The organism is Citrobacter sp. GW821-FHT02E08 (assembly GCF_059421685.1).
Window position 1 is genome coordinate 147,552 of record NZ_JBWKVL010000006.1, and the last position, 22,113, is coordinate 169,664.

General features: G+C 50.0%; 16 protein-coding genes. 12 read left to right on the forward strand and 4 right to left on the reverse strand.

Features of this window, described 5'->3' with window-relative positions:
• Window positions 1-16: 16 nt before the first annotated feature.
• Entirely contained in the window at window positions 17-1,225 is a 1,209-nt protein-coding gene (locus AC07UY_RS10620; protein WP_494701186.1) for an MFS transporter, read from the forward strand.
• Entirely contained in the window at window positions 1,225-2,040 is an 816-nt protein-coding gene (locus tag AC07UY_RS10625) for a Cof-type HAD-IIB family hydrolase (protein WP_494701153.1), read from the forward strand. Before AC07UY_RS10620 ends, AC07UY_RS10625 begins: the two co-directional genes overlap by 1 nt.
• A 74-nt stretch (window positions 2,041-2,114) precedes the next feature.
• On the opposite strand, the gene AC07UY_RS10630 is transcribed toward AC07UY_RS10625, so the two are convergent.
• Window positions 2,115-3,347, reverse strand: a complete 1,233-nt coding sequence (locus tag AC07UY_RS10630; protein WP_494659453.1) for an MFS transporter — start codon at window positions 3,345-3,347, stop codon at window positions 2,115-2,117.
• Window positions 3,348-3,653: 306 nt separating this feature from the next.
• On the opposite strand from AC07UY_RS10630, the gene ybjG reads away from it, so the two are divergent.
• Together ybjG and deoR are read left to right on the forward strand one after the other, a co-directional pair.
• Complete coding sequence (gene ybjG / locus AC07UY_RS10635) at window positions 3,654-4,262, forward strand: undecaprenyl-diphosphate phosphatase (protein WP_494659452.1); 609 nt, start codon at window positions 3,654-3,656, stop codon at window positions 4,260-4,262.
• A 71-nt stretch (window positions 4,263-4,333) separates the two neighbouring features.
• Window positions 4,334-5,092, forward strand: coding sequence for a DNA-binding transcriptional repressor DeoR (deoR, locus tag AC07UY_RS10640; protein ID WP_494659451.1), 759 nt, complete (start codon window positions 4,334-4,336; stop codon window positions 5,090-5,092).
• A gap of 50 nt (window positions 5,093-5,142) precedes the next feature.
• Here the strand turns inward: deoR and dacC are convergent, their stop codons facing one another.
• Entirely contained in the window at window positions 5,143-6,345 is a 1,203-nt protein-coding gene (gene dacC / locus AC07UY_RS10645; protein ID WP_203358355.1) for a serine-type D-Ala-D-Ala carboxypeptidase, read from the reverse strand.
• Between the two features lie 259 nt (window positions 6,346-6,604).
• Between dacC and AC07UY_RS10650 the strand changes: the two genes are divergently transcribed.
• Entirely contained in the window at window positions 6,605-7,231 is a 627-nt protein-coding gene (locus tag AC07UY_RS10650) for a glutathione S-transferase family protein (protein ID WP_494659450.1), read from the forward strand.
• A 68-nt stretch (window positions 7,232-7,299) separates the two neighbouring features.
• On the opposite strand, the gene AC07UY_RS10655 is transcribed toward AC07UY_RS10650, so the two are convergent.
• Together AC07UY_RS10655 and bssR are read right to left on the reverse strand one after the other, a co-directional pair.
• Window positions 7,300-8,412 (reverse strand): PQQ-dependent sugar dehydrogenase, encoded by a 1,113-nt coding sequence (locus tag AC07UY_RS10655; RefSeq protein WP_494701154.1) that lies wholly within the window; start codon window positions 8,410-8,412, stop codon window positions 7,300-7,302.
• Window positions 8,413-8,514: 102 nt separating this feature from the next.
• Entirely contained in the window at window positions 8,515-8,898 is a 384-nt protein-coding gene (bssR, locus tag AC07UY_RS10660; protein ID WP_494701155.1) for a biofilm formation regulator BssR, read from the reverse strand.
• Window positions 8,899-9,128: 230 nt separating this feature from the next.
• Between bssR and rimO the strand changes: the two genes are divergently transcribed.
• The 7 genes from rimO to AC07UY_RS10695 all read left to right on the forward strand — a co-directional run bounded on the left by rimO (window position 9,129) and on the right by AC07UY_RS10695 (window position 21,124).
• The gene (rimO, locus tag AC07UY_RS10665) at window positions 9,129-10,454 is read left to right on the forward strand and encodes a 30S ribosomal protein S12 methylthiotransferase RimO (protein WP_494659447.1); all 1,326 of its coding nucleotides are present in this window, start codon (window positions 9,129-9,131) and stop codon (window positions 10,452-10,454) included.
• Window positions 10,455-10,811: 357 nt separating this feature from the next.
• Window positions 10,812-11,480: a hypothetical protein gene (locus tag AC07UY_RS10670; RefSeq protein WP_494659446.1), complete on the forward strand. Its 669-nt coding sequence runs from the start codon at window positions 10,812-10,814 to the stop codon at window positions 11,478-11,480.
• 204 nt (window positions 11,481-11,684) lie between these two features.
• The gene (locus AC07UY_RS10675; RefSeq protein ID WP_494659445.1) at window positions 11,685-12,998 is read left to right on the forward strand and encodes a murein L,D-transpeptidase catalytic domain-containing protein; all 1,314 of its coding nucleotides are present in this window, start codon (window positions 11,685-11,687) and stop codon (window positions 12,996-12,998) included.
• 546 nt (window positions 12,999-13,544) lie between these two features.
• Window positions 13,545-15,236 (forward strand): dynamin family protein, encoded by a 1,692-nt coding sequence (locus AC07UY_RS10680; protein ID WP_494701156.1) that lies wholly within the window; start codon window positions 13,545-13,547, stop codon window positions 15,234-15,236.
• 21 nt (window positions 15,237-15,257) lie between these two features.
• Window positions 15,258-17,423, forward strand: a complete 2,166-nt coding sequence (locus AC07UY_RS10685; protein ID WP_494659443.1) for a dynamin family protein — start codon at window positions 15,258-15,260, stop codon at window positions 17,421-17,423.
• A gap of 1 nt (window position 17,424) precedes the next feature.
• Entirely contained in the window at window positions 17,425-18,642 is a 1,218-nt protein-coding gene (locus AC07UY_RS10690; RefSeq protein ID WP_494701157.1) for a dynamin family protein, read from the forward strand.
• Between the two features lie 4 nt (window positions 18,643-18,646).
• Complete coding sequence (locus tag AC07UY_RS10695) at window positions 18,647-21,124, forward strand: CFI-box-CTERM domain-containing protein (RefSeq protein WP_494701158.1); 2,478 nt, start codon at window positions 18,647-18,649, stop codon at window positions 21,122-21,124.
• The last annotated feature ends 989 nt before the right edge of the window (window positions 21,125-22,113 follow it).

Here is a 22,113-nt window from a genome sequence, read left to right on the forward strand (position 1 = left end):
TTTTTGGCTTGAATTCATGACCGCCAGTTCATCACGCAGGGCATTAAGACGCCGAACCTGGGCGCTGTTTATGTTCTTTTTCATACCAGGATTGCTGATGGCGTCCTGGGCGACGCGCACCCCCGCCATCCGGGACATTCTTTCTATTTCAACGGCGGAAATGGGGGCAGTACTGTTTGGTCTTTCGATTGGATCGATGAGCGGTATTCTGTGTTCGGCCTGGCTGGTGAAGCGATTTGGTACACGCAACGTTATTCAGATAACGATGTCATGCGCGGTCGTGGGTATGGTGATTCTCAGCATTGCGTTAGGGCTTACCTCTCCGCTGCTCTTTGCGCTGGGTTTAGGTGTTTTTGGCGCCAGTTTCGGTTCTGCAGAGGTCGCGATCAACGTCGAGGGCGCGGCGGTTGAACGCGAAATGAACAAGACCGTCCTGCCGATGATGCATGGCTTTTATAGTCTGGGCACACTGGCAGGCGCCGGTGTGGGCATGATGTTGACCGCATTTGGCGTACCGGCCACAACGCATATTTTGCTGGCTGGCATGATAGCCATTGCACCTATTTTTATCGCCATTCGGGAAATCCCCGACGGCACCGGTAAAAACGCCGCAGATGGCGCCCATTCTGCGGAAAAAGGGCTGCCCTTTTACCGGGATATCCAGCTATTGCTTATTGGCGTAGTGGTACTGGCGATGGCATTTGCGGAAGGGTCCGCCAATGACTGGTTACCGTTGCTGATGGTAGACGGGCACGGATTTAGCCCAACGTCCGGCTCTCTGATATACGCCGGTTTCACGCTAGGGATGACCGTTGGGCGTTTCACCGGCGGCTGGTTTATTGACAGATATAGCCGCGTGGCGGTGGTGCGCGCCAGCGCGCTAATGGGGGCGATCGGTATTGGTCTCATCGTCTTTGTCGATAGCGCCTGGGTGGCTGGGGTCTCCGTGGTTCTTTGGGGGCTTGGCGCCTCGCTCGGCTTCCCATTGACGATCTCTGCCGCCAGCGATACCGGCCCCGACGCCCCGACGCGCGTCAGCGTGGTCGCCACCACAGGTTATCTCGCCTTCCTCGTCGGGCCGCCCCTGTTGGGATATCTCGGCGAACATTATGGGTTGCGTAGCGCCATGCTGGTCGTTCTGGCATTGGTGCTGCTGGCGGCGCTGGTTGCTAAAGCGGTCGCTAAACCAGAAACAAAAACGCACACTGCGACGGAGAATGGTTAATGGGTATCAAGTTAATTGCGGTAGATATGGATGGTACTTTTCTGAGCGACCAAAAAACCTATAACCGTGACCGGTTTATGGCGCAGTATCAGCAGATGAAAGAGAAAGGGATCCGTTTTGTGGTCGCCAGCGGCAACCAGTATTATCAGCTTATCTCTTTTTTCCCTGACATTGCCCACGAAATCGCCTTCGTCGCTGAAAACGGCGGTTGGGTGGTGAGCGAGGGAAACGACGTGTTCAACGGTAAGTTGCCCAGCGCCCATTTTCATGCGGTGGTTGACCATTTGCTGACGCGCCCGGAGGTGGAAATAATCGCCTGCGGTAAAAACAGTGCGTACACCCTGAAGCAGTACGATGATGCCTTAAAAGAGATGGCGGCGATGTACTACCATCGTCTTGAATTCGTCGATAACTTCAGCAATATCAACGACATTTTCTTTAAATTCGGTCTTAACATTTCCGAAGATCGCATTCCTGAACTGCAGGCCGAACTGCACGAGGCCATCGGCGACATCATGGTGCCGGTGCATACCGGTTACGGCAGTATCGATTTGATAATCCCGGGCGTACATAAGGCCAATGGCCTGCGTCTGCTCCAACAACGTTGGGGTATCAACGATGATGAGGTCGCTGTCTTCGGCGATGGCGGTAACGATATAGAAATGCTGCGCCAGGCCGGTTTTAGCTATGCGATGGAGAATGCCAAAGAGGCCGTGGTCTCCGCCGCTAAGTACCGTGCTGGCTCGAACAACAAACAGGGCGTGCTGGACGTGATTGACAGGATTCTTCGCAACGAGGCACCGTTCTCACACTGATCGGCGAGCGCCCTGCTTTGCATGATCGGCGTTTCAAACGGCCAGCCTGCCGGATCGCTCCGGCAGGCTGGTGATTATCCTTCCCGTGAAGCGCCTACCTGTTTATCTTTCAGGAAGATAAACATCAGGAGCAGCCAGATAATCCCGTTTGCCAGATTAAACAGGCTAAACAGACCGTTTCCACCGCCCAGATAAGCATATTTACTCACCTCGATACCGACGGTAAAAATCAGCATCTGCAACATGCCCATCGCGGCAGACACCGTGCCTTTGCTCATGTCGCTGGCAAACAGAGTCAAACGCACCAGCCCCGCGTTTGCCACGCCAATACCAAATGCATAGATGCTGAGGCCTGCCGTCATCCACAGATAGGCATGAGAGGAGACGACCGTCGCCGCAGCCGCGAGAATCAGCCCCAGCATAATCGGCCAGCCGCCCATGATAATTAACGAACGGACCGTCCGCCTGGCCGTCAGACGCGCCAGCACCAGATTCCCTGCGATAAGTGCGCCAAAAATAGGAACCTGTAGCAGACCATATTCATAACTGCTGAGCTGTTCGCCGCTAATGATGATAATGGGAGACTGCGCGATCCATGCCAGCAGAGGCAAACTGACAAACCCCAGCGCCAGTGCGCCTGCCACAAAGCGCACGTTCTTTAACACCAGCTTGTAATCCCGCCACAACTCTTTCAGCGAGAGCTTTTCGCCTATCCGGGTTGCCGTTTCCGGCATGGCGTGCTGTAAGCCGAAAAAGGCGAATGCCGCCAGTACGGCAAACAGAACGAACATGCCTTCCCACGGCAGCACATGGACCCACGCGGCCCCGACGAGAGGCCCCAGCAAGGGCGCAATCAGCGCCACATTGGCCATCAGCGCGGTAATTTTAATGCACACCGCCTCTTCAAAAGATTCCTGAATCGCGGCATAACCCACGGCGCCGATAAAACACAGGCTGATCCCCTGCAGGAAGCGCAGAAAGGTAAATTGCTCAATGTTTTGCGCAAGCAGCGTGGCAAGACAGGTGACGATGAACCACACCACGCCCGCCAGCATCACCGGGCGACGACCAATGCGATCCGACAGCGGCCCTAACAGCCACTGCAAAAACATGCCGCCAGCAAGGTAGGCGGTCATTGATGTCGGCACCCAGTCAATTCCGGCCTGGTATTGTTCCACTACCGCCAGCATTCCGGGCTGGATCATATCGTTAGCGATATAGGTGGAGAATTCGTAGAGCACCAGACAGAGAGGGAAAAGCAATGCCTGACGACCGAGTCGGGCGCCAGAAGATAAACGGTTTTGCATGCAATCTCTTCACAAATGAAAAATCGCGCAAAGTGTAATGAAAGCGCGTCTGCGGATATAGCAAATTATGCGCGTTGACCGCAAATAGCGCACATTTTTACAGAATGTCGATTAGCACCTGTTTCCTTTAAGGTTAATTTAAGTTGCTACCGCTATGATGTTGTCGGAACTCTGTTAATTACCCTGAGATGACACCTTTAAGACAATACCGCTTTACGGTATTTAGCAGGGCTTTTATTCTCAGCCAGGCACGGGTCATTTACATGGCTGTCCTTTATTCACCTCATTGCGCTAAGTCTGAATGTTATGCTGGAAAATATTAATACTTCACTGTTCTCTTTGATCAACGCCACCCCCGATTCCGCGCAGTGGATAATTGATCTCGCCATTTTCATTGCCAAAGATTTGATCAGTATTGTGCCGCTGCTGGCGGTGGTACTCTGGCTTTGGGGACCGCGAGAGCAGGTCAGTACCCAGCGCCAGTTAATCATAAAGATGGCGATCGCCCTGGTAGTCAGTCTGGCCGTCTCCTGGGTCATGGGGCATCTGTTCCCACACGATCGTCCGTTTGTCGACCATATTGGCTATAACTTCCTGCATCATGCCGCAGATGACTCGTTTCCCAGCGATCACGGTACGGTGATTTTCACCGTTGCGCTGGCATTTTTGTTCTGGCACCGGATCTGGTCAGGAGCCGTTTTAATGGCGCTGGCGGTGACTATCGCCTGGTCGCGCGTTTACCTCGGCGTACACTGGCCGCTGGACATGGTCGGCGGTTTACTGGTGGCAATGATCGGATGTCTGAGCGCGCAGATGATTTGGCAAAAATATGGCGCGTCGCTCTATCGCAGCCTGCAAACGTGCTATCGCATATGTTTTGCGCTTCCCATTCGAAAAGGCTGGGTACGTGACTAATCTGATGAAAAAAGAGTAGTATTAATCGCCCTGTACTGTGCAGGGTGATGACTTAACTCTCCAGGGGAACTATGGAAACACGACGCGACGAGCGTATTGGTCAATTACTGCAAGCGTTAAAGCGCAGCGATAAATTACACCTAAAAGAAGCCGCGACCCTTCTGGGCGTATCTGAGATGACCATCCGTCGCGACCTGAACAATCAAAGCGCGCCCGTTGTATTGTTGGGTGGCTATATCGTTCTGGAACCCCGTAGCGCCAGTCACTATTTACTCAGCGATCAGAAATCCCGTCTGGTCGAAGAAAAACGGCGCGCGGCGCAGCTGGCAGCAAGCCTGGTACAACCGCACCAGACGCTTTTTTTCGACTGTGGCACCACCACGCCGTGGATTATTGAAGCCATTGATAATGACCTCCCCTTCACCGCTGTTTGCTATTCGCTGAATACCTTTCTGGCGTTGCAGGAAAAACCATTGTGTCGCGCCATCCTGTGCGGCGGTGAATTTCACGCCAGCAATGCCATTTTTAAGCCGCTCAATTTTCAGGAAACCCTGAATAACCTGTGCCCGGATATCGCCTTCTATTCAGCCGCTGGCGTGCATGTCAGCAAAGGCGCGACCTGTTTTAATCTGGAAGAGTTACCGGTGAAACAGTGGGCGATGTCGATGGCGCAGTACCACGTTCTGGTCGTGGATCACAGCAAATTTGGCAAAGTGCGACCGGCGCGAATGGGGGAATTAACCTGCTTTGATACCATTATCAGCGACTGCCGCCCGGATGATGAACTGGTCGATTACGCGAAAGCGCAGCGCATTAAACTCATGTATTGAGACAGTATTTACCGGATGGCAGCAAATGCCGCCATCCGACATCACGGGGATTACGCGAACCAGCTGCCAAACCATTGATGGAATTTCATCATCACAAAATCCCACATCCGGCTAAAGAATCCGCCCTCTTCCACCGCTTCCATCACCATTAACGGACGCTGCTCAATGGATTTCCCGTTAAGCTGGAAGTCGATGGTGCCCACCACCTGGCCTTTCTTCAGCGGCGCGGTTAACTGCGGTTCCGTCAGGGTAAAGCTCGCTTTCAGGTTCTTAAGCTGTCCACGCGGGATCGTCACCGAACCGCCTTCACCCGCACCCAGGTTCACTTCGCTCTTATCGCCAAACCAGACGCGCTGCGTGACAAACGTGGCATCCGGTTTAATGGGCGTCACCGTTTCAAAAAAGCGGAAGCCCCAGGTCAGTAATTTCTCCGATTCATTAAAGCGAACACGGTCAGTTTTCGTCCCCAACACCACCGAGATCAGGCGCATATCGCCCTGCGTTGCAGAGGCAACCAGATTGTAGCCAGCGCCTGCCGTTGTCCCGGTTTTCATTCCGTCGACATTCAGATTGGTACTCCACAACAGACGGTTACGGTTTGGCTGGCGGATCTTGTTAAACGTAAACTCTTTTTCTTTATGAATGGCGTACTCTTCAGGCACGTCGTGGATCAAAGCTTTTCCCAGCAGGGCCATATCCCGGGCGGTACTGAACTGCCCTGGCGCATCCAGACCGTGTACCGTCTGGAAGGTCGTATTAGTCAGGCCAAGCTTTTGCGCATACCCATTCATTAATCCGATAAACGATTCCTGGCTGCCGGCAACATAATCGGCGAGGGCAATACAGGCATCGTTACCTGACTGAATGATAATGCCTTTGTTAAGGTCGGAAACCGCCACCTGATCGCCAGGCTTAAGGAACATCACCGATGAGCCGCGCAATGCCGGATTTCCCGTCGCCCATGCATCTTTCCCCACCGTCACCATGTCCGTCAGCTTGATTTTTCCGGCCTTCAGCGCCTGTCCGACCACGTAGCTGGTCATAATTTTAGTCAGACTGGCAGGGTCGAGTTTCTCATCCGCATTACCTTCAGCCAGCACTTTCCCGCTGGCGTAATCCATCAGGACCCATGCCCGCGCATCAACGCTCGGCGGCGCGGTCGTCTGCTCGGCCGCCTGCAAGGTCGGCGCAAAAAGGAATAATAGTGCTGAGCCCGCAGCAAGGCTGCGAAGAGAAAAGGAGTATTGCTTCATAAATGCCACCCGAGTATCCATTCCAAAAAAAACACGTTACATCACCGTGTTACAAGTTTGGTGAGTAATAACGCACTTGCGAGCTTAAAGAAACCGTAACCAGGTAAAGTTTTTAAAGTTTATGCAATAACGCCCCGCTACGCTGCATTCCACACGATTTTTTTACAGGCTGTTGCGTAAATATTAGCTTTATTTCACCATGTACCCGGTCAGACGCCGACGCAGCCCTAAGGCTGCCCAATCAAATTAAGGGGTTACTATGATTACGCTGTGGGGAAGGAACAACTCGACTAACGTAAAAAAAGTGTTATGGACGCTTGAAGAGCTGGAATTACCCTTTCAACACATTCTCGCCGGAGGTCAATTTGGCCTCAATCATGACGCTGAATATCTGGCCATGAATCCCAACGGTCTGGTGCCGCTACTGCGTGATGATGAAGCCAACCTTGTGCTGTGGGAATCCAATAGCATTGTGCGTTATCTGGCGGCACAGTACGGGCAAAACCGGTTGTGGGTAGACTCCCCGGCCCGACGCGCGGAAGGTGAAAAATGGATGGATTGGGCAAACCAGACATTGAGTCCGGCGCACCGCGTAATCCTGTTTGGGTTGGTCAGAACCCCGGTGGAACAGCGCGATCCTGCGGCCATCGACGCCAGCGCGAAAGTGTGCGATGGCCTGTTTGGTATGCTTGACGACGCGCTGGCTACTCAACGCTGGTTCTCCGGTAACGAATTTGGCGTGGCCGATATTGCCATCGCGCCTTTCGTCTATAACCTGTTCAATGTCGGCCTGACCTGGACACCGCGTCCGAACCTTGAGCGCTGGTATCAGCAACTCAGCGAACGTCCGGCGTTCCGTAAAATCGTGATGATCCCGGTCAGCTAAGCTGCATCTGTCAGCGGGTTAGTCTGCGAGCCACAGGCTAACCCGGCATCTGAGGGCATCACACACTACTAGCGGGGACTCACTCTGAGTAATTCCCCGTCGGACTCATCGGTTAACACATATAAAAAACCGTCTGGCCCGATGCGAACATCACGAATGCGTTGTCTTCGCTCCCCCAGGATACGTCCATCTTCCGTCACCGTATTTCCGTCGACCGTCATAACAATCACATTCCGCTCTTTTAACGCCCCAATGAAGAGTTTTTGCTGCCACTGCGGGAATCGGTCGCTGTGATAAAAAGCCATACCACTGACGGCGGGCGAGTGCTTCCAGTAAAAGATCGGCTGCTCTGTCCCCGCCACAATCTCCCCTTTCGCTTCCGGGATTTTAAAACCACTGTAGTTAATTCCCCAGGTTGCCAGCGGCCAGCCGTAGTTTTTGCCTTTTTCCGGAATATTGATTTCGTCCCCGCCACGGGGACCATGTTCATTCAGCCAGAGCGTATTGCTCCACGGGTTCATTGCCATCCCCTGCGGATTACGAATGCCATACGCCCAGATTTCAGGTCGGGCCCCATCTTTGCTGACAAACGGGTTATCGGGCGGGATTTTTCCCTGATCGGTCAGACGTACCACTTTGCCCTGCAATTTATCCAGTTCCTGTGCGGTAGGACGCTGATTATTTTCCCCTAAGCCAATAAACAGATGCCCTTTGCCATCAAATACTAATCGTCCGCCAAAATGGTTTCCGGTGGACAGTTTCGGCATTTGCCGAAACACGGTCTGGAAGTTCTCAAGACGTTTCAGGTCTTCGCTGAGTCGCCCATACCCCACCGCCGTGCCCGCATTATCGTTTAGATCGCTTTCCGAAAAACTGAGCCAGACGCGGCGTGACTGCGCAAAGTCTGGTGCCAGCGCCACGTCCAGCAATCCCCCCTGCCCATGCGCCCACACTTTTGGCACTCCCGTCAGCGGATCGGAAAGCCCTTTGCCAGCTTGCCAGTGCCGCAGTTGGCCGCCTTTAAGCGTAATCAACATACCGCGATTGTCGGGTAAAAAAGCCAGCGACCATGGGTGATCAAGTTTGGTTTGCAGCACGTCGACCCTGACTGCGGATGGCGCGGCATTGCCAAGCGTTGAGAACAGCAATAATGGGAGTAACCAGCGATGAGATCGACGCATAACGCCTCCTGTAGGGCTATGCGTTAAAGCGTAGTCAGCGAGAAGGCGTGCAGAATTATTTTTACAAAAACTAATGATAAGGGGGAGTTGCCTCCCCCCTGCTTAGACCTGTGCCAGCATGGAATGCGTTTTCAGGCACTGGATGCTGAGCGTCAAATTCGTCAGACAGTTTTCAAGTTTCTCTGCGTTGACGCAAATGAAAGTCGGACAATCATGATGCCCGCTCATAAGGCAGACGGCAGCGGCAGCTAATGCACCTTCAGCAAGATGCAATGCCTCCCATTCTTCTATATCCAGATGAAGTTTCTGCAGTCGTGGTTTATCGTGAAGTTCGCGATTCAATTCAAAAAAGTTATCACGCAGACGATCACTTTCGCTGACTGACATGTAGCCTTTCGCTTTCCTCAACTGCAGATACGCGGCGAGATCGATTCGCGCGTTGATCAGCTTGTTAAGCAGAGCGGTTCTCAGTCTGCCAACGACCATACCTTGTTCCTCCTCTATTTACTCATGGTGCAACTTAATAGTATGGTCATTTTTTGAACACAATGATGCCTGAGATCAACAATTCACCATAAATTAACAAAATTTACATTGTATCTATAACCTTCATCTTGCCTGTGCTGAACGCCCGGTGAGATTGCGATACAATTTTTGCCCAGATCTCTGTAGAATCCCTGCCCTGACCATTCCAATAACTGAACAATTTTTAAGCTATGAGCAAAGTAACCCACCAGCCGAAAATCGGCTTCGTATCCCTTGGCTGCCCGAAAAACCTCGTCGATTCGGAGCGAATCCTGACTGAACTGCGTACCGAAGGCTATGACGTGGTGCCAAGCTACGACGACGCCGATATGGTTATCGTCAATACCTGCGGCTTTATCGACAGCGCCGTACAAGAATCACTGGAAGCGATCGGTGAAGCGCTGAACGAAAACGGCAAGGTGATTGTCACCGGCTGTCTGGGTGCGAAAGTCGATCAGATCCGCGAAGTTCACCCGAAAGTGCTGGAGATCACCGGACCTCATAGCTACGAGCAAGTGCTGGAACATGTTCACCACTATGTGCCCAAACCGAAACACAATCCGTTCCTGAGCCTTGTGCCGGAACAGGGCGTCAAACTGACCCCGCGTCATTATGCTTACCTGAAAATTTCTGAAGGCTGCAACCATCGCTGCACGTTCTGCATCATCCCGTCTATGCGTGGCGATCTGGTAAGCCGCCCGATTGGCGAAGTGCTGAGCGAGGCGAAGCGTCTGGTCGATGCGGGCGTCAAAGAGATCCTCGTTATCTCCCAGGACACCTCAGCCTACGGCGTAGACGTGAAACACCGTACCGGTTTCCACAACGGTGCGCCGGTCAAAACCAGCATGGTTGATCTGTGTGAAGAACTTTCAAAACTGGGTATCTGGACGCGTCTGCACTATGTCTACCCGTACCCACACGTGGATGACGTTATCCCACTGATGGCGGAAGGCAAAATCCTGCCTTACCTCGATATCCCGCTGCAACACGCCAGCCCGCGCATTCTCAAGCTGATGAAGCGCCCTGGGTCTGTGGACCGCCAGTTGGCGCGCATCAAACAGTGGCGCGAAATCTGCCCGGAGCTGACCCTGCGTTCTACCTTCATCGTTGGCTTCCCTGGCGAAACAGAAGAAGACTTCCAGATGCTGCTCGACTTCCTGAAAGAAGCGCGTCTGGACAGGGTTGGTTGCTTTAAGTACAGCCCGGTTGAAGGTGCAGGTGCCAATGAACTGCCGGATCAGGTGCCGGAAGAGTTAAAAGAAGAGCGCTGGAACCGCTTTATGCAGGTGCAACAGCAAATTTCTGCTGAACGCCTGCAGGAAAAAGTGGGCCGCGAAATTATGGTCATCGTGGATGAAGTCGACGAAGAAGGCGCAATTGGCCGCAGCATGGCCGATGCTCCGGAAATCGACGGCGCGGTCTATCTGAACGGTGAAACAAACGTAAAACCAGGCGATATCGTGCGCGTGAAAGTAGAGAACGCCGACGAATACGATCTGTGGGGTAGCCGCGTTTAACCCTTTGCGCCGCCTTCAGAGCAGCGTGTACTGAGGATAAGCGGGCTCACCACTCCCGAAGAAAGCCAGGTTTTTATACCTGGCTTTTTTCAACGTCAGCAATAACGTTTTTTCCGTCAAAAAATCAAAAAAGAGGATAATTTTATCCTGCCATTCCAATTTCTTATAACACAATATCATTGAACAATAATAAATTAATAACATGAAATTTTTTTCCTCTCAGTTTAATGATGATGCGAATGGCAACAATTGGCGTGGTCTGGGTGGTCAATCTATACTGCTATTGAACAGATAATTAATAACGTTGATTATTTGAATTCAATACACATGTCATCTCCACCTACAACAGGAGGGAGTATGTTTTATTTTAGAATAAACAGAATCAGGATTTTAGATAATCATAAAAAAGGTTTTCTCTTTTTTGGCGATGATGTTGTACAAGTTAAATTAATTAGTTTTATTACCTCAGATGCAGACATTCCGATACTTGATGCCTGGTATTCGGAAAATGATGAGGAGGTAAAAAAACAGCTACTCACACAGGCAGTTCAACAAGTTGTGTCAGCACGATATTTTAGTGAAGTCTCTGAGGTCAGAGATAATTCTGTACTCACTTTTGGTGATACTGGATATGCTCTCTACTCATCCCCCAATATCCCAGATAATTTCAACTGGTGTCTGACGGTGATTAAGGATGACAATAATACCAATGAAATAGGAAGGCAGCTGGAATCGGCAGTTATGCAACCTGAGTTTGATGTTTTTGCTGCAAGTTTAGGAACACTGATTCTTGGCGCAGCAAATCCCGCGTTTGCTGCGGGTGTGATGATTGCAAAATTCTTAACTAATATCGTCTCCACCACACTGAAGAATAATCCCGATGATCAACTCGGCTTGCTTTATATGTCACTCAACAAGCAAGAGCATTATCGATATGGTGAAAGGAAACGAGATGGCATCCCCGATCTAACAGGAAACATCCGTGTGGATTATTCTCTCTTTGCCGTCAAACAAGAGTTGCAATAAAACTTTAGTGGGGAGGAGAACAGTTATTTTTCTAAAAAGGTACACAGCAATACAACGTTGGTCTGACTGGTGTAGTGCTTGAGCATGATGTTATTTGCACCTCATTTTGCGAATGAATTCTCTTCCCCATTCCTGGAGCTAATATCAAATAAATAAGTACAGGATAGCACTGCTATCTGTACTCCCCTCATAAAGGAGAATACGATGTTTACTCATAACAAAATTGAGTCACTCCAGTTAGCATTAAAATCATTAGATCTTTATAGTGGGAAAATAGATGGCCTCATCGGACCTTTGACGTTGTCTGCAATTAAAAAACTCGAAGCCTTCATGGCCGAAAAATCTTTTACGGATAAACCGCTTCCAGACGACCCTATACCGGATATCACGACAATTGATAACGTAATTGATCAACCGGGGTCAAATATTGATGAAGCGCTGATATTTACCTTAAAAAATGAGGGTGGCTATACAAACCATCCGGCGGACAGAGGCGGGCCAACAAATAAAGGCATCACGCTTAAGAGATTAGAGGAGTATCTGGGGAGAGATGACGTTACAGAAGAAGAAGTAAAAAACATGAGTTTTGAAACCATTAATATTATCTACAAAAAAAATTATTGGGATGTATTAAATCTTGATCAAGTGTTAGACCAGAGCATTGCTACCGCGCTATTTGATATGGGCGTATTGTGTGGTCCTGGAACAGCATTAAAACTTTGTCAATCGGTGCTGGGTATTAATCAAACCGCCAGAATGAACAGTGAGACGCTGGAAGCCATCAATAATACTACCGATGACAAATTCATCCCGCTGTTTGCCGATAAAATTATTGAACGATTTAACCAGATTGCCGCCAATAATCCATCCCAGAAGGTTTTCCTTAAAGGCTGGACAAACAGGGCCAATAGACTTCATTCACTGATTGATAATGACAGCGTAGACGTTAGTGTACCTCCACTGGTGCCGGGAACATCTATCGGAGAGGAATTATATGCACTGGCGGAAAATGCTGGTGTTCCGCACGATGACATTAAAAGAATGATTGACTGGCAGACACATAATAATGCCGGGTCTAATCCCCGATATTGGGCTGTTTTCAAAATTAAAGAGCATTCCAAAACAAAAAGAATGCATATATTTGATCGGGTCAATAAGACGGTTCAGAGTGTTCATGCGGTACATGGGACGGGCAGCGACCCAAATCATGACGGACTGGCGACAACTTTTTCAAATACACCAGAGTCATACCAAAGTTCGTTAGGACTCTATAAAACGCTGAGCACCTATACGATGGCACAACATGGCAGAGCACTAAGACTGGAAGGTCTGGAAGAAAGCAACAGTAATGCTTTTAAGCGCGGGATTGTCTTTCATGGCGTCCCTTACGCGGGGGAGCAGTATGTTAAGCAATATGGCCGTTGTGGACGATCCCATGGCTGCCCTGCCGTAGAGTATGCCCTTGTGCAGGCGCTTATTGATCAGCTCAAAGGGGGCTCACTGCTGTTGATATCCTGAACAGAAACTACCGACGACAATATTTCCGCCGGTTACGGCTCACGTGTAGCACACGATAACATCCGTGAAAAGGCCAGCAGTATCTGCTCGTCATCCTTGATGAGTCGGTACTGCTGCTCTGGTAATTCATGATAGTGTTTCAATTTGGCATAAAGCGTGTCATTTATTTAGACATGACCACAAAACCGTTTCCCATAAACACCAAACCGGGCTTTAACCCTCTCAGGCAGATCACTACCTTTATAACCTACACAATCCCCTTTGCAGAGAAAGACGGTTCCTTCTGGCAAGCCGTCGTCTCTCCAGATTACGGCCATAAGAAACTTGAAGCAGCGCTGAATACAAAATGTATCGCGCTCAACAACCCGTTTGACTACTTCAATATTTATTTCTCTGATGCATCAGGCAATTTTGGGAAATTTAATATCCTTTACGTGACCTTATTCACAATCACGATACAGATCCTGGAACACATTCTTTATAGAAGACAAAGCATGATTCTCGCTTTAATATGCCTATAGCTCATTGAAAACTGAAAGGTTGAACATGTCTGATGCACTGACAGGACCGTTAACACGCCTTATCGGCATAAGTAAAGAATTTGAAACTACCGCTCCCCATATTTTTAATGATTTCACATCGCAATTATTTCAGATAAATAATTTTACCGCTTGCGTGCCGCTGATTGGCATATTTAGCGCCGGCAAATCGTCTCTCCTCAATCTATGGCTGGGGCAGAATATATTACCGGTTGACCAGGCCCCAACCACCGCGCTGGCAACAGAATTGCACTACGGCGATCAACAGACTCTGGTTATTGCCCTGGCTGATGGCACCGTCAGAGAGGTGCACTATGCTCCGCAAAACGCCCTTGATGTTAATAACGATGCAACGCCGGAGGATCAATATGCCTGCTTAACCGTACCCTCTGCCCGGCTCCGCGATCTGCATGGTCTCATTCCGGTGGATATGCCGGGCGTAGATTCAGGAATAAAGCGGCATGTTGATGCATTTTACCGCTACGCGGAACGCGGCGCGGCATTTATTGTCGTGGTTTCGGCTGAAAGCGGAACCCTGCATGCCAGCCTGGCGGCCGTGCTGCATGAAATTGCGTTCCAGCCCGTCCCCTTACTCCTGGTTCTGACCAAGTGCGATAAATTGACGCCGGAATCGCTGGATAATGTTGAAGAGGAAATATCCGGTAGGCTAAGCGATCTGGGATGCCAGCCGCGGATCGTCGTGCGGGCAAGTCGTAATGATCGTGAAACCGCCGATCGCCTGCAGGATGCCCTGCTTCAGTTGAATATCCAGGATCTCAAAGTTATCCATTTTGCCGGGCAAATTCAGTCATCGGCTTCCCGTCTTCTGGATCATATTACAATGCTGCGCAAAAGCAGCACACTGGATCCCGGCGCCCTTGATGCGCAAATTTACCAGTACGACCGCGCCTGTCAGGAGCTGAATGACACGCTGGCACGCCAGAAACGCCGTCTTTCCGGGACACTTCGCCAAAATACGATGGATAAGGTGAGCGGCGACGTGCATAACGCGCTGGTGAAAAATCTTGACGTGTTATACAACTGCCTTATGCAGGGCGAAGATATTTTCCAAACCCGTACGGCAGCAATCATTAGCGATGTTTATCGCACCTCTCTGAACCAGGCCCTACGAGTTAATCTCTCGGATATCGTTGTGAATATGCAGAATGAGGCTGTCGGTGAAAATATCGATATTGGCAGCATTCTGCAAAACGGTTCACAAACCGCCATGCTGGTTCTGGAAACGCTGGCAACGGTGAGTAAAGGCAGTCGTTGGTATAAACTCATCTCCACTGCCCTCGCCGTGACGACCTCAGTCATTAACCCTATTGTCGAGTTATTGATCATTTTCTTACCCGACATTATTAAGCTTTTTTCAGACCCGCAAGAGCGTAAACGAGAACTGGTTAAGCAAAATCTGCAGGAGAAAGTATTCCCTGAAATCCGACAGCGAGCGCGTGAAGCGCTGGCAGAAATACTGCCGGAAATTGAGCTGGAGTTAATCGCCGGTCTGGAAGAAGAGTGGCGTACCCGGATAGAAGAGAGTCGCTCCGCACTTGAGCATTGCCGTGAAGAAAAGCGTCAACACGAAGCTGAATGGCTCGCCCAGCAAGATCTCTGGTCTGCGCAGATCGACGAAGTCCGTGACGCCATTCGAGAAATCGAACAACGACAAAAATCGCTAGCTGTACACCCATAACTTATTCAGGGACGATGAATCATGAGCGCCTCCACCCCACGCGATGGTATTCACGCATTTATGCAAACACTGGAAAACGTCTGCGCCAACCTTACTCCCCATAAGGATTTTCTGCGTGAAGAGCGACTGTTCCAGCTAAATCAAATCCTCGCAAACATGCGGCGCAGCCTCGCCGCTGAAGACGAAGCCAGCCGACTGTTACGCATCGGCATCGTCGGATCGGTAAAAGCGGGGAAATCCACCTTTCTGAATGCCCTTCTCTTCAACGGTCAGCATATTTTACCGAAAGCAGCGACACCGATGACCGCTTCGCTGACCCGTCTGCGCTATGCGCAGGAACAGTGTGCAAAGCTGGTGTTTTACTCGCCCCAGGACTGGCAAAACATAGAGAGTGACGCCGATGCCGCCGATAAGATTATTGCCACAAAGTTGAGCGAGGTGCGCTCCCGTCAAGCCAGCAGACCCGGCACCACCTTCAACGAAGAGAGAGCCCGAAAAAGTATTATCCACGAACTGCCACCCGAATTAGCTGCCTGCCGCGAACTCCGGGAAACAGCGGAAAGCGAAAGACTGGACATCTATAGCGAGCTGGAAAAAGGGGAACAACTTATCCCTTTTAGCGACCTGAGCGAAATCCAGGCAAAACTCAGCGAGTACATTGGATCCCGCGGGCGTTTAACGCCCCTTGTCCGTCATGTTGAGTTAAACCTTAACCATGAGATGCTCCGCGATATCGAAATTATCGATACCCCGGGGTTAAATGACCCTGTTGTTTCCCGCAGCCGGGAAACAATTAATTTCCTCTGCCAGTGTGATTGCGTCATGATCCTCTCCTCTGCAGGTGAATTTTTATCCAAACAGGATATGGATCTTATTAAACACAAACTGGTCAATGATGGCATTCTTCATCACATTATTATTGCCAGTAAAATGGATTTAGCTATTCAGGATCATCGCGGCCAGAAAACGTTTTTTAAGGATGCCTTTATGGCTACGCGGCAAAACGTCGTCGACGCCATGAAAGATCGTTTCGATACGCAGGAACCGGTCCTGATATCGGCCTTACTGGAAGGTATCGCGTGGAAAATGGAACAGCAGCACCCCTTAAGCGAGGAAGAGAAACTCACCCGGGATAACCTGGCAAGCTTTACTAACGCTCCGTGTGAAGCGAAGGATTTTCGGGTAATTGCCGGATTAAAAAAAGTGCGTCAGGAGCTGGAGCTGTGCCGGGAGAAAAAAGACCAGATTAAGTATGCGCATCAAATTGATTTAATCCGCGGCAAAAATAGTGAACTACGCGACTGCCTTAAACACCTCGAAACCGCCGCACAGGGCGACAAAGAGACGCTCGGTTCAGTTGATCTGGAAACCCTGCAGACGGGGATTAATGCGCTCACTCAGAGCGTCAAAAAAATCGACGCGGATATTAATGTCCATTTCAGTACGGCAGAGCTGCAGATGAATCAGGAATTTGAACGCCTGAAATTGCGTATTATTGGGCTTATTGATAATTACCGTGAACTGAGCGTCAGCAGTAAAAGCCGTGATGTGGATCGCAGCACCACCAGCGGCATGTGGTTCTGGAAGAAAACCCACACACATATTGTGTCGGTAACCGAACATATGGCGGAAACTTCAGATATTATCCACACGCTGCGCAGCTATACCAGAAGCGTACATTCGGAGATCCTCACGGCATATAGCCATTTTGCGCCGCTGGATACCTTAAGGTCGCAGCTGAAAAAACGCGTACTGGATGCTTTTCAGGAAGCTGATGTTACCTTTAGCAAAGAGACTATTCTTGTACCACTGCAAATAAGCCTCGATAAATTGCAGATCACCCCTCCCCTTTATGAGCCACAAGCCGAGATCGACGAAATTATTAATCAATTTGGTGCCAGCACGAAAAATGAGGATATTGCCAGATTAAAAGTGGCGCTGGAAAATGCACTGGACAGCATCAGCAAAAAGATCCGGCTTACGCTGGATGAACAACAGATCCGTTTTATCAGAATTCTGCATCAACAAAATGACGCATTTGTCGGCGATATTAGCCAGTCCGTACAGAGCAGCCTTGATAAACTCGCCGCACAATACACGGATAAACAAAGCAATATTGCCCGCTATGACGAGACAATAACGCTACTGCGGGGATTGCGTACAGAATTATCCCATCAGGAGGTTTAGCGTGGATTTCGAGGATTTATTCACGGATGACATTCCCACAGAATTGGCCAGCGATAGCACGCAGGAAAAAGATGTCGCGCTAGCGTTACTGCTTCGCCTGTACGCTGGCAACACGCAGAATCAAAAATATTTTTCGCTTCTTCGTCGCAACCTGCAGGAGTATCTGCCCGAAATAATAAGCCGGGATGCGCTTAAAGATGAGCGAGAGCGTACGCTGGTAGAAGCCTTTCGCACCCTGAGTGCAAAATTCGTTGAGCAAGCGCAACTTCCGCAGCTTAAAAACAAATGTCTGGTCGGAGTGGGAGGCAGATTTAGCGCCGGTAAGTCGCACTTTCTCAATACCCTGACCGGACGTCCCCACCTTCCCACCGGGCAACGCCCAACAACTGCGGTCGCCACATACCTGGTAGGTCAGGAGCACCCGTCCATCGCAGCCTACACGGCGAATGAAACACGGGTTCCCCTGGAGCCGGAAGAATTACAAAGCATTGCCCACGTTTTTTATAAAAACTATGGTCTGGGTTTCTCCGACATTCTCAAGAAGATCGTGATAGGACTGCCAGACTTCCCGTGGCCTGGTATCGCGCTGCTTGACACGCCAGGCTATAACAATGACGACGAAGAAAACCGTGGCGATCGCCTGTTTGATGAAAAAATTGCCAGGGAGCATCTGAGCAACTGCGACTACATTATATGGCTGGCAACCGCCGATAACGGCTCATTAGGCCAGAGTGATATTGCCTTTCTTAACTCGCTGCATTTAGCCCACCCTTGCCTGGTAGTGTTAAACAAAGCGGATGGAAAAACCGAAGGCGATCTGCGCAGCATCATCACCACATTTAAGGACCAACTGGATAATGCCGGAATTGCTTATTGTGGCGTGACGGCCTTTTCATCAACGCTCAACACAGAGTATTTAGGCGCAACGCTACTGAGCGATTTTATTGCGCAGGCCTGCAATGACGAGCAGGCTCGTCAGGATATGAAACAAGAACTGTTGAATCTGCAGACCGAGTGGCAGCAAATGAATCAACAAAAGCGCGACGCGCTTAGCCAGACTAATGCTCCGATCCGGCGCGGTATCGTGAAAAGCGAATCACCACAGTATATCCGCTCATTGGTTGAAGCTTACAGTCTAAATCACACGCTAATCGCCGAGCTTACCCGTCAGAGTAAAGCCTTTAATCTTCAGATCGATAAGTTATTAAATCATGAATAAAGCGATGCCACACTTTCTTGATGACCTTGTCAGCCTGCTGCAGGATGAACCGCAACAGGATACCTGGTCCGCACCGTGGAAGATGCTGAAAGCATCCTGCGACACACTCATCGAACAACATTTATTACCCAGTAGCTACCCGGATAAAGCAGCACTTCAGTTGGCCCAACAGCAGGCCCTCGATCGTCTCCTTGTCATGCTGCGCTTTCCCCAACTCATTAATCATCATGTGGTCTGCTATATCGGTTTCCGGGGACATGAACGCGATACGTTGTTGCCTGCATTTATGCAATCGCGACGTTTTCATCGCGCGAATGACACTATCCCGACGCTGATGAACCGCCCATACTCGCTTGCCTGTCAGGGCGGCGTTACGCTGTATCACAAGCACTGCCCGATGAACGAATCTGCCATCCTCGATACCTTCGAAAAAATGCGGCAGCATAAGGGCGAATTGCAAAACTTTATCTCCGCCTTTGCGCTCGCAGTGCCCCACATCGGCCCAGCAGTTACGCTGGTTGACATTCCTTCCCGCGCTTCACCAGACTCGCTCTATTTCAACGGACTTCTGGACGTTGCCAACACCATCATCTTGCCAGCCAGGTCACAATACCTGATAAAACGTACGCTGAAAGTACTTGAACAGACCGGAAGTACGGCGCAAATCCATCTGGTATCAGTTCGTGAAGGACAAGCCGCCGAACTAAAAGGCATGTTTCGTAAATTATGTCTCCAGGAAACACCGCCCCCGGAACTGACGTCGCTGCGCCCAACAGTCAATAGCGGAATTTATCACGAGATTGAGGCCATTTTCGAAGAACCGCTGATTTGGTTGGAAGGGGAGATCAAACGCAGTAAGCACATTATCGCGAATGCGAACGCGGATCTGGTGCAAAACGATGCAGACACGCATGTCAGCAACGTTATCGAAACGATGATGCTGCAAACGAAAAAGCAGTGTGATGAGCTTGCAGAGTCCACCCTGCGCTACCGCCAGTGCCTGGACCTCCTGTTAAGCCAGTGCCGCGAAGTAGAGACGATTTTTGAAAAACAACGTGCGCCGGAGCTACCCGGAACAGATGCCCATTCCTCCCTGCGCGATCGGCAGTGGAAATATGCGCAACAGCGCTTCATTTCACTTAGCTACAAGAAACAGACAAGTAAAGCCATCCGTCTTGCCGGCGACCTGCGCCTTGCTGGTTACCCCCATGCGAATATCCTCAATCTCTTTATCAGCGAACTTAGCAATAAGCCACTCAGCAGCGCGTACCTGGCGGAATTACGCGCACTGAGCGGCAGTCAGGATGATTTCATTTATCGCGCCTGCCTGCATTTTCGCGCCGCGCTGGGCGTGAACGACGCCGAGGCTGGCCAGCGCTATGCGGCCAATATTGTGTGCCGGACAGGCGAAGAATTTTATACACTCGGCTGCTGGAAACTGACCTCACGCCCCAATGAAGGCGAGAAATATCTCCGCCGCGCTTACATGCTTGGCGACTCCCTTTCCGGTGACCTCTTATTACGCCGAGTGGATAAAAAATCCCCCAGAGAAGCCGAGGTAACTTTGCGTTATCTGGCCAACGCCCTGCATCCCGGCGCCAATTATCTCTATGGCTGCCATTTTATCGACAACCATCGTCCAGAGAACGCCCATCTTCATTTACGTATTGCGGCGGCATTAGGTCATCTGGATGCACTCAAAGCGATTGCCCGGATCGAGTACAGCAAATACGCCGCTCCGCAGGAAATGACGCCCTCCAGAAAGAACGCGCTGCAGATTTATCACTACCTATGGCACGATGCAGCCAGAACACAGCGCAAAAATGCGGCATTTTTTGATGACAATGATCGGTATATCTACGGCAGCCTGCTGCACTTACAAAAAAGATTTACCGAAGCACACGCGATCCTCGAGCAGTGCCAGCAGACCAGAGCCTGGACCTTACTGGGCAGAATGCATCACTATGGCGACGGCACACCGATTGACCTCAATTTGGCGCGAACCTATTACCAAAAAAGTATCAGCGCCGGCGATATCAGTGCGATCAAGATGCTGACACGTCTGGAAAAGACTATCCAGGAAAAAGTCAGCCGCGAGAACGCCTACAAAACCTCTTACCAACGCACAGAGCATACCTCGTACCCCAGCTCCTCCAGCGACAGCAGTTGCTTTCTGACCACTGCAACCTGCCGCGTAATGGGCTATGAAGATGATTGTGAGGTATTGCAATCCTTCCGTCATTTTCGTGACCATATCTTGCTTGAGCAGCCGGACGGCGAAAATTTGGTCGGAGAGTATTATCATATTGCGCCCAAAATCCTTGATAAAATTGACGCCAGCGAAAATCCCCAGGCAGTGTATCAGTGGATGTGGGATGACTATATCAAACAAGGTTATGAACTATTGCTGGCTGGAAATCATCAGGAAGCAAAAGACCTTTATATAAAACTTGTGACGACATTAATGAAAATCTATCTTTAATTGCAGATAGTCCAATCTATTTTAGGTCTGCAAAGCTCATTTTGTTTTGCTGAATTTTTACATGAACAAGCGTATTACGTTTGAAGATGGGTTTCCTATGGAAACCCATAATTCTGAGGAAACCACCGGTTCCCTATTGGTTAACATATTAGCGAATTTGTCATGTCAATTTACTGATAGCAGGTCCAGGCGATGCAAAAGGAATAATGAAGACTGGCGCAGTGATTCGATACAGTTTACGGTTACCGATTGAGGAATTTGACCAGCAGACAGGAACTCGCAATGGCACGAAGAACTGAGCTTAGAGGAATTGCTAATTCACTTAATGGAAGCTTTGTCAGCTGAAACAACGAGTTCGGTGGATACTGGTCTATTGGTCAGTTAAAGCTATCCGCTACTGAAAGGAGGCTCACCTCATTGAGGTTTTCATTTCCCGTGCATAAACACGACGCCAGCGTTGTCCTGATGAATTACATAGCGCGGCGATACACATGTTTGCTGGCTGAGCTTTTGGTGAAACAGCGACTTCCTGACACCTGGGTTAAAGATGTTAGCATTACGCTTGACTTCGACACTATTGCTGAAGCTACCCAGTTACTTGACAGCCCAACACTGGGTGAGCCTTTCAAATGCCTTTGTCAGATAGTTGATGATAATGGTCATCTCTACTCCTCCGTTATCTATGGTCGGTGCTTACCCCATTCTGCTGTGAGAGAATTGCGATCGCCCCGTGAACAGTTGCCTTAGACCATCCGATACTAAGAGGTATTAGTATTAATTCCCTCATACCCGACAGTAGCATTGCTGTTAGCAGAGTCGTGCCAACAGCGGACGCTAAAAGCATCACATTATGTTAATTATTGGGGAGCAGTCCATATTCTATCTCAACAGGTATAAGGAAAACTTCCAACCTGGTTAGATAACGCCGTAAAAATGCTTTGAAATGCCAAACGCATCTTAGCCACAAATAATGCCGCATTCGACTACAT

Bases quoted from the DNA above. Each gene is read 5' to 3' on its own strand.
- AC07UY_RS10620 (WP_494701186.1), top strand. From the start codon at position 17: ATGACCGCCAGTTCATCACGCAGGGCATTAAGACGCCGAACCTGGGCG.
- AC07UY_RS10625 (WP_494701153.1), top strand. From the start codon at position 1,225: ATGGGTATCAAGTTAATTGCGGTAGATATGGATGGTACTTTTCTGAGC.
- AC07UY_RS10630 (WP_494659453.1), bottom strand. From the start codon at position 3,347: ATGCAAAACCGTTTATCTTCTGGCGCCCGACTCGGTCGTCAGGCATTG.
- ybjG (WP_494659452.1), top strand. From the start codon at position 3,654: ATGCTGGAAAATATTAATACTTCACTGTTCTCTTTGATCAACGCCACC.
- deoR (WP_494659451.1), top strand. From the start codon at position 4,334: ATGGAAACACGACGCGACGAGCGTATTGGTCAATTACTGCAAGCGTTA.
- dacC (WP_203358355.1), bottom strand. From the start codon at position 6,345: ATGAAGCAATACTCCTTTTCTCTTCGCAGCCTTGCTGCGGGCTCAGCA.
- AC07UY_RS10650 (WP_494659450.1), top strand. From the start codon at position 6,605: ATGATTACGCTGTGGGGAAGGAACAACTCGACTAACGTAAAAAAAGTG.
- AC07UY_RS10655 (WP_494701154.1), bottom strand. From the start codon at position 8,412: ATGCGTCGATCTCATCGCTGGTTACTCCCATTATTGCTGTTCTCAACG.
- bssR (WP_494701155.1), bottom strand. From the start codon at position 8,898: ATGGTCGTTGGCAGACTGAGAACCGCTCTGCTTAACAAGCTGATCAAC.
- rimO (WP_494659447.1), top strand. From the start codon at position 9,129: ATGAGCAAAGTAACCCACCAGCCGAAAATCGGCTTCGTATCCCTTGGC.
- AC07UY_RS10670 (WP_494659446.1), top strand. From the start codon at position 10,812: ATGTTTTATTTTAGAATAAACAGAATCAGGATTTTAGATAATCATAAA.
- AC07UY_RS10675 (WP_494659445.1), top strand. From the start codon at position 11,685: ATGTTTACTCATAACAAAATTGAGTCACTCCAGTTAGCATTAAAATCA.
- AC07UY_RS10680 (WP_494701156.1), top strand. From the start codon at position 13,545: ATGTCTGATGCACTGACAGGACCGTTAACACGCCTTATCGGCATAAGT.
- AC07UY_RS10685 (WP_494659443.1), top strand. From the start codon at position 15,258: ATGAGCGCCTCCACCCCACGCGATGGTATTCACGCATTTATGCAAACA.
- AC07UY_RS10695 (WP_494701158.1), top strand. From the start codon at position 18,647: ATGCCACACTTTCTTGATGACCTTGTCAGCCTGCTGCAGGATGAACCG.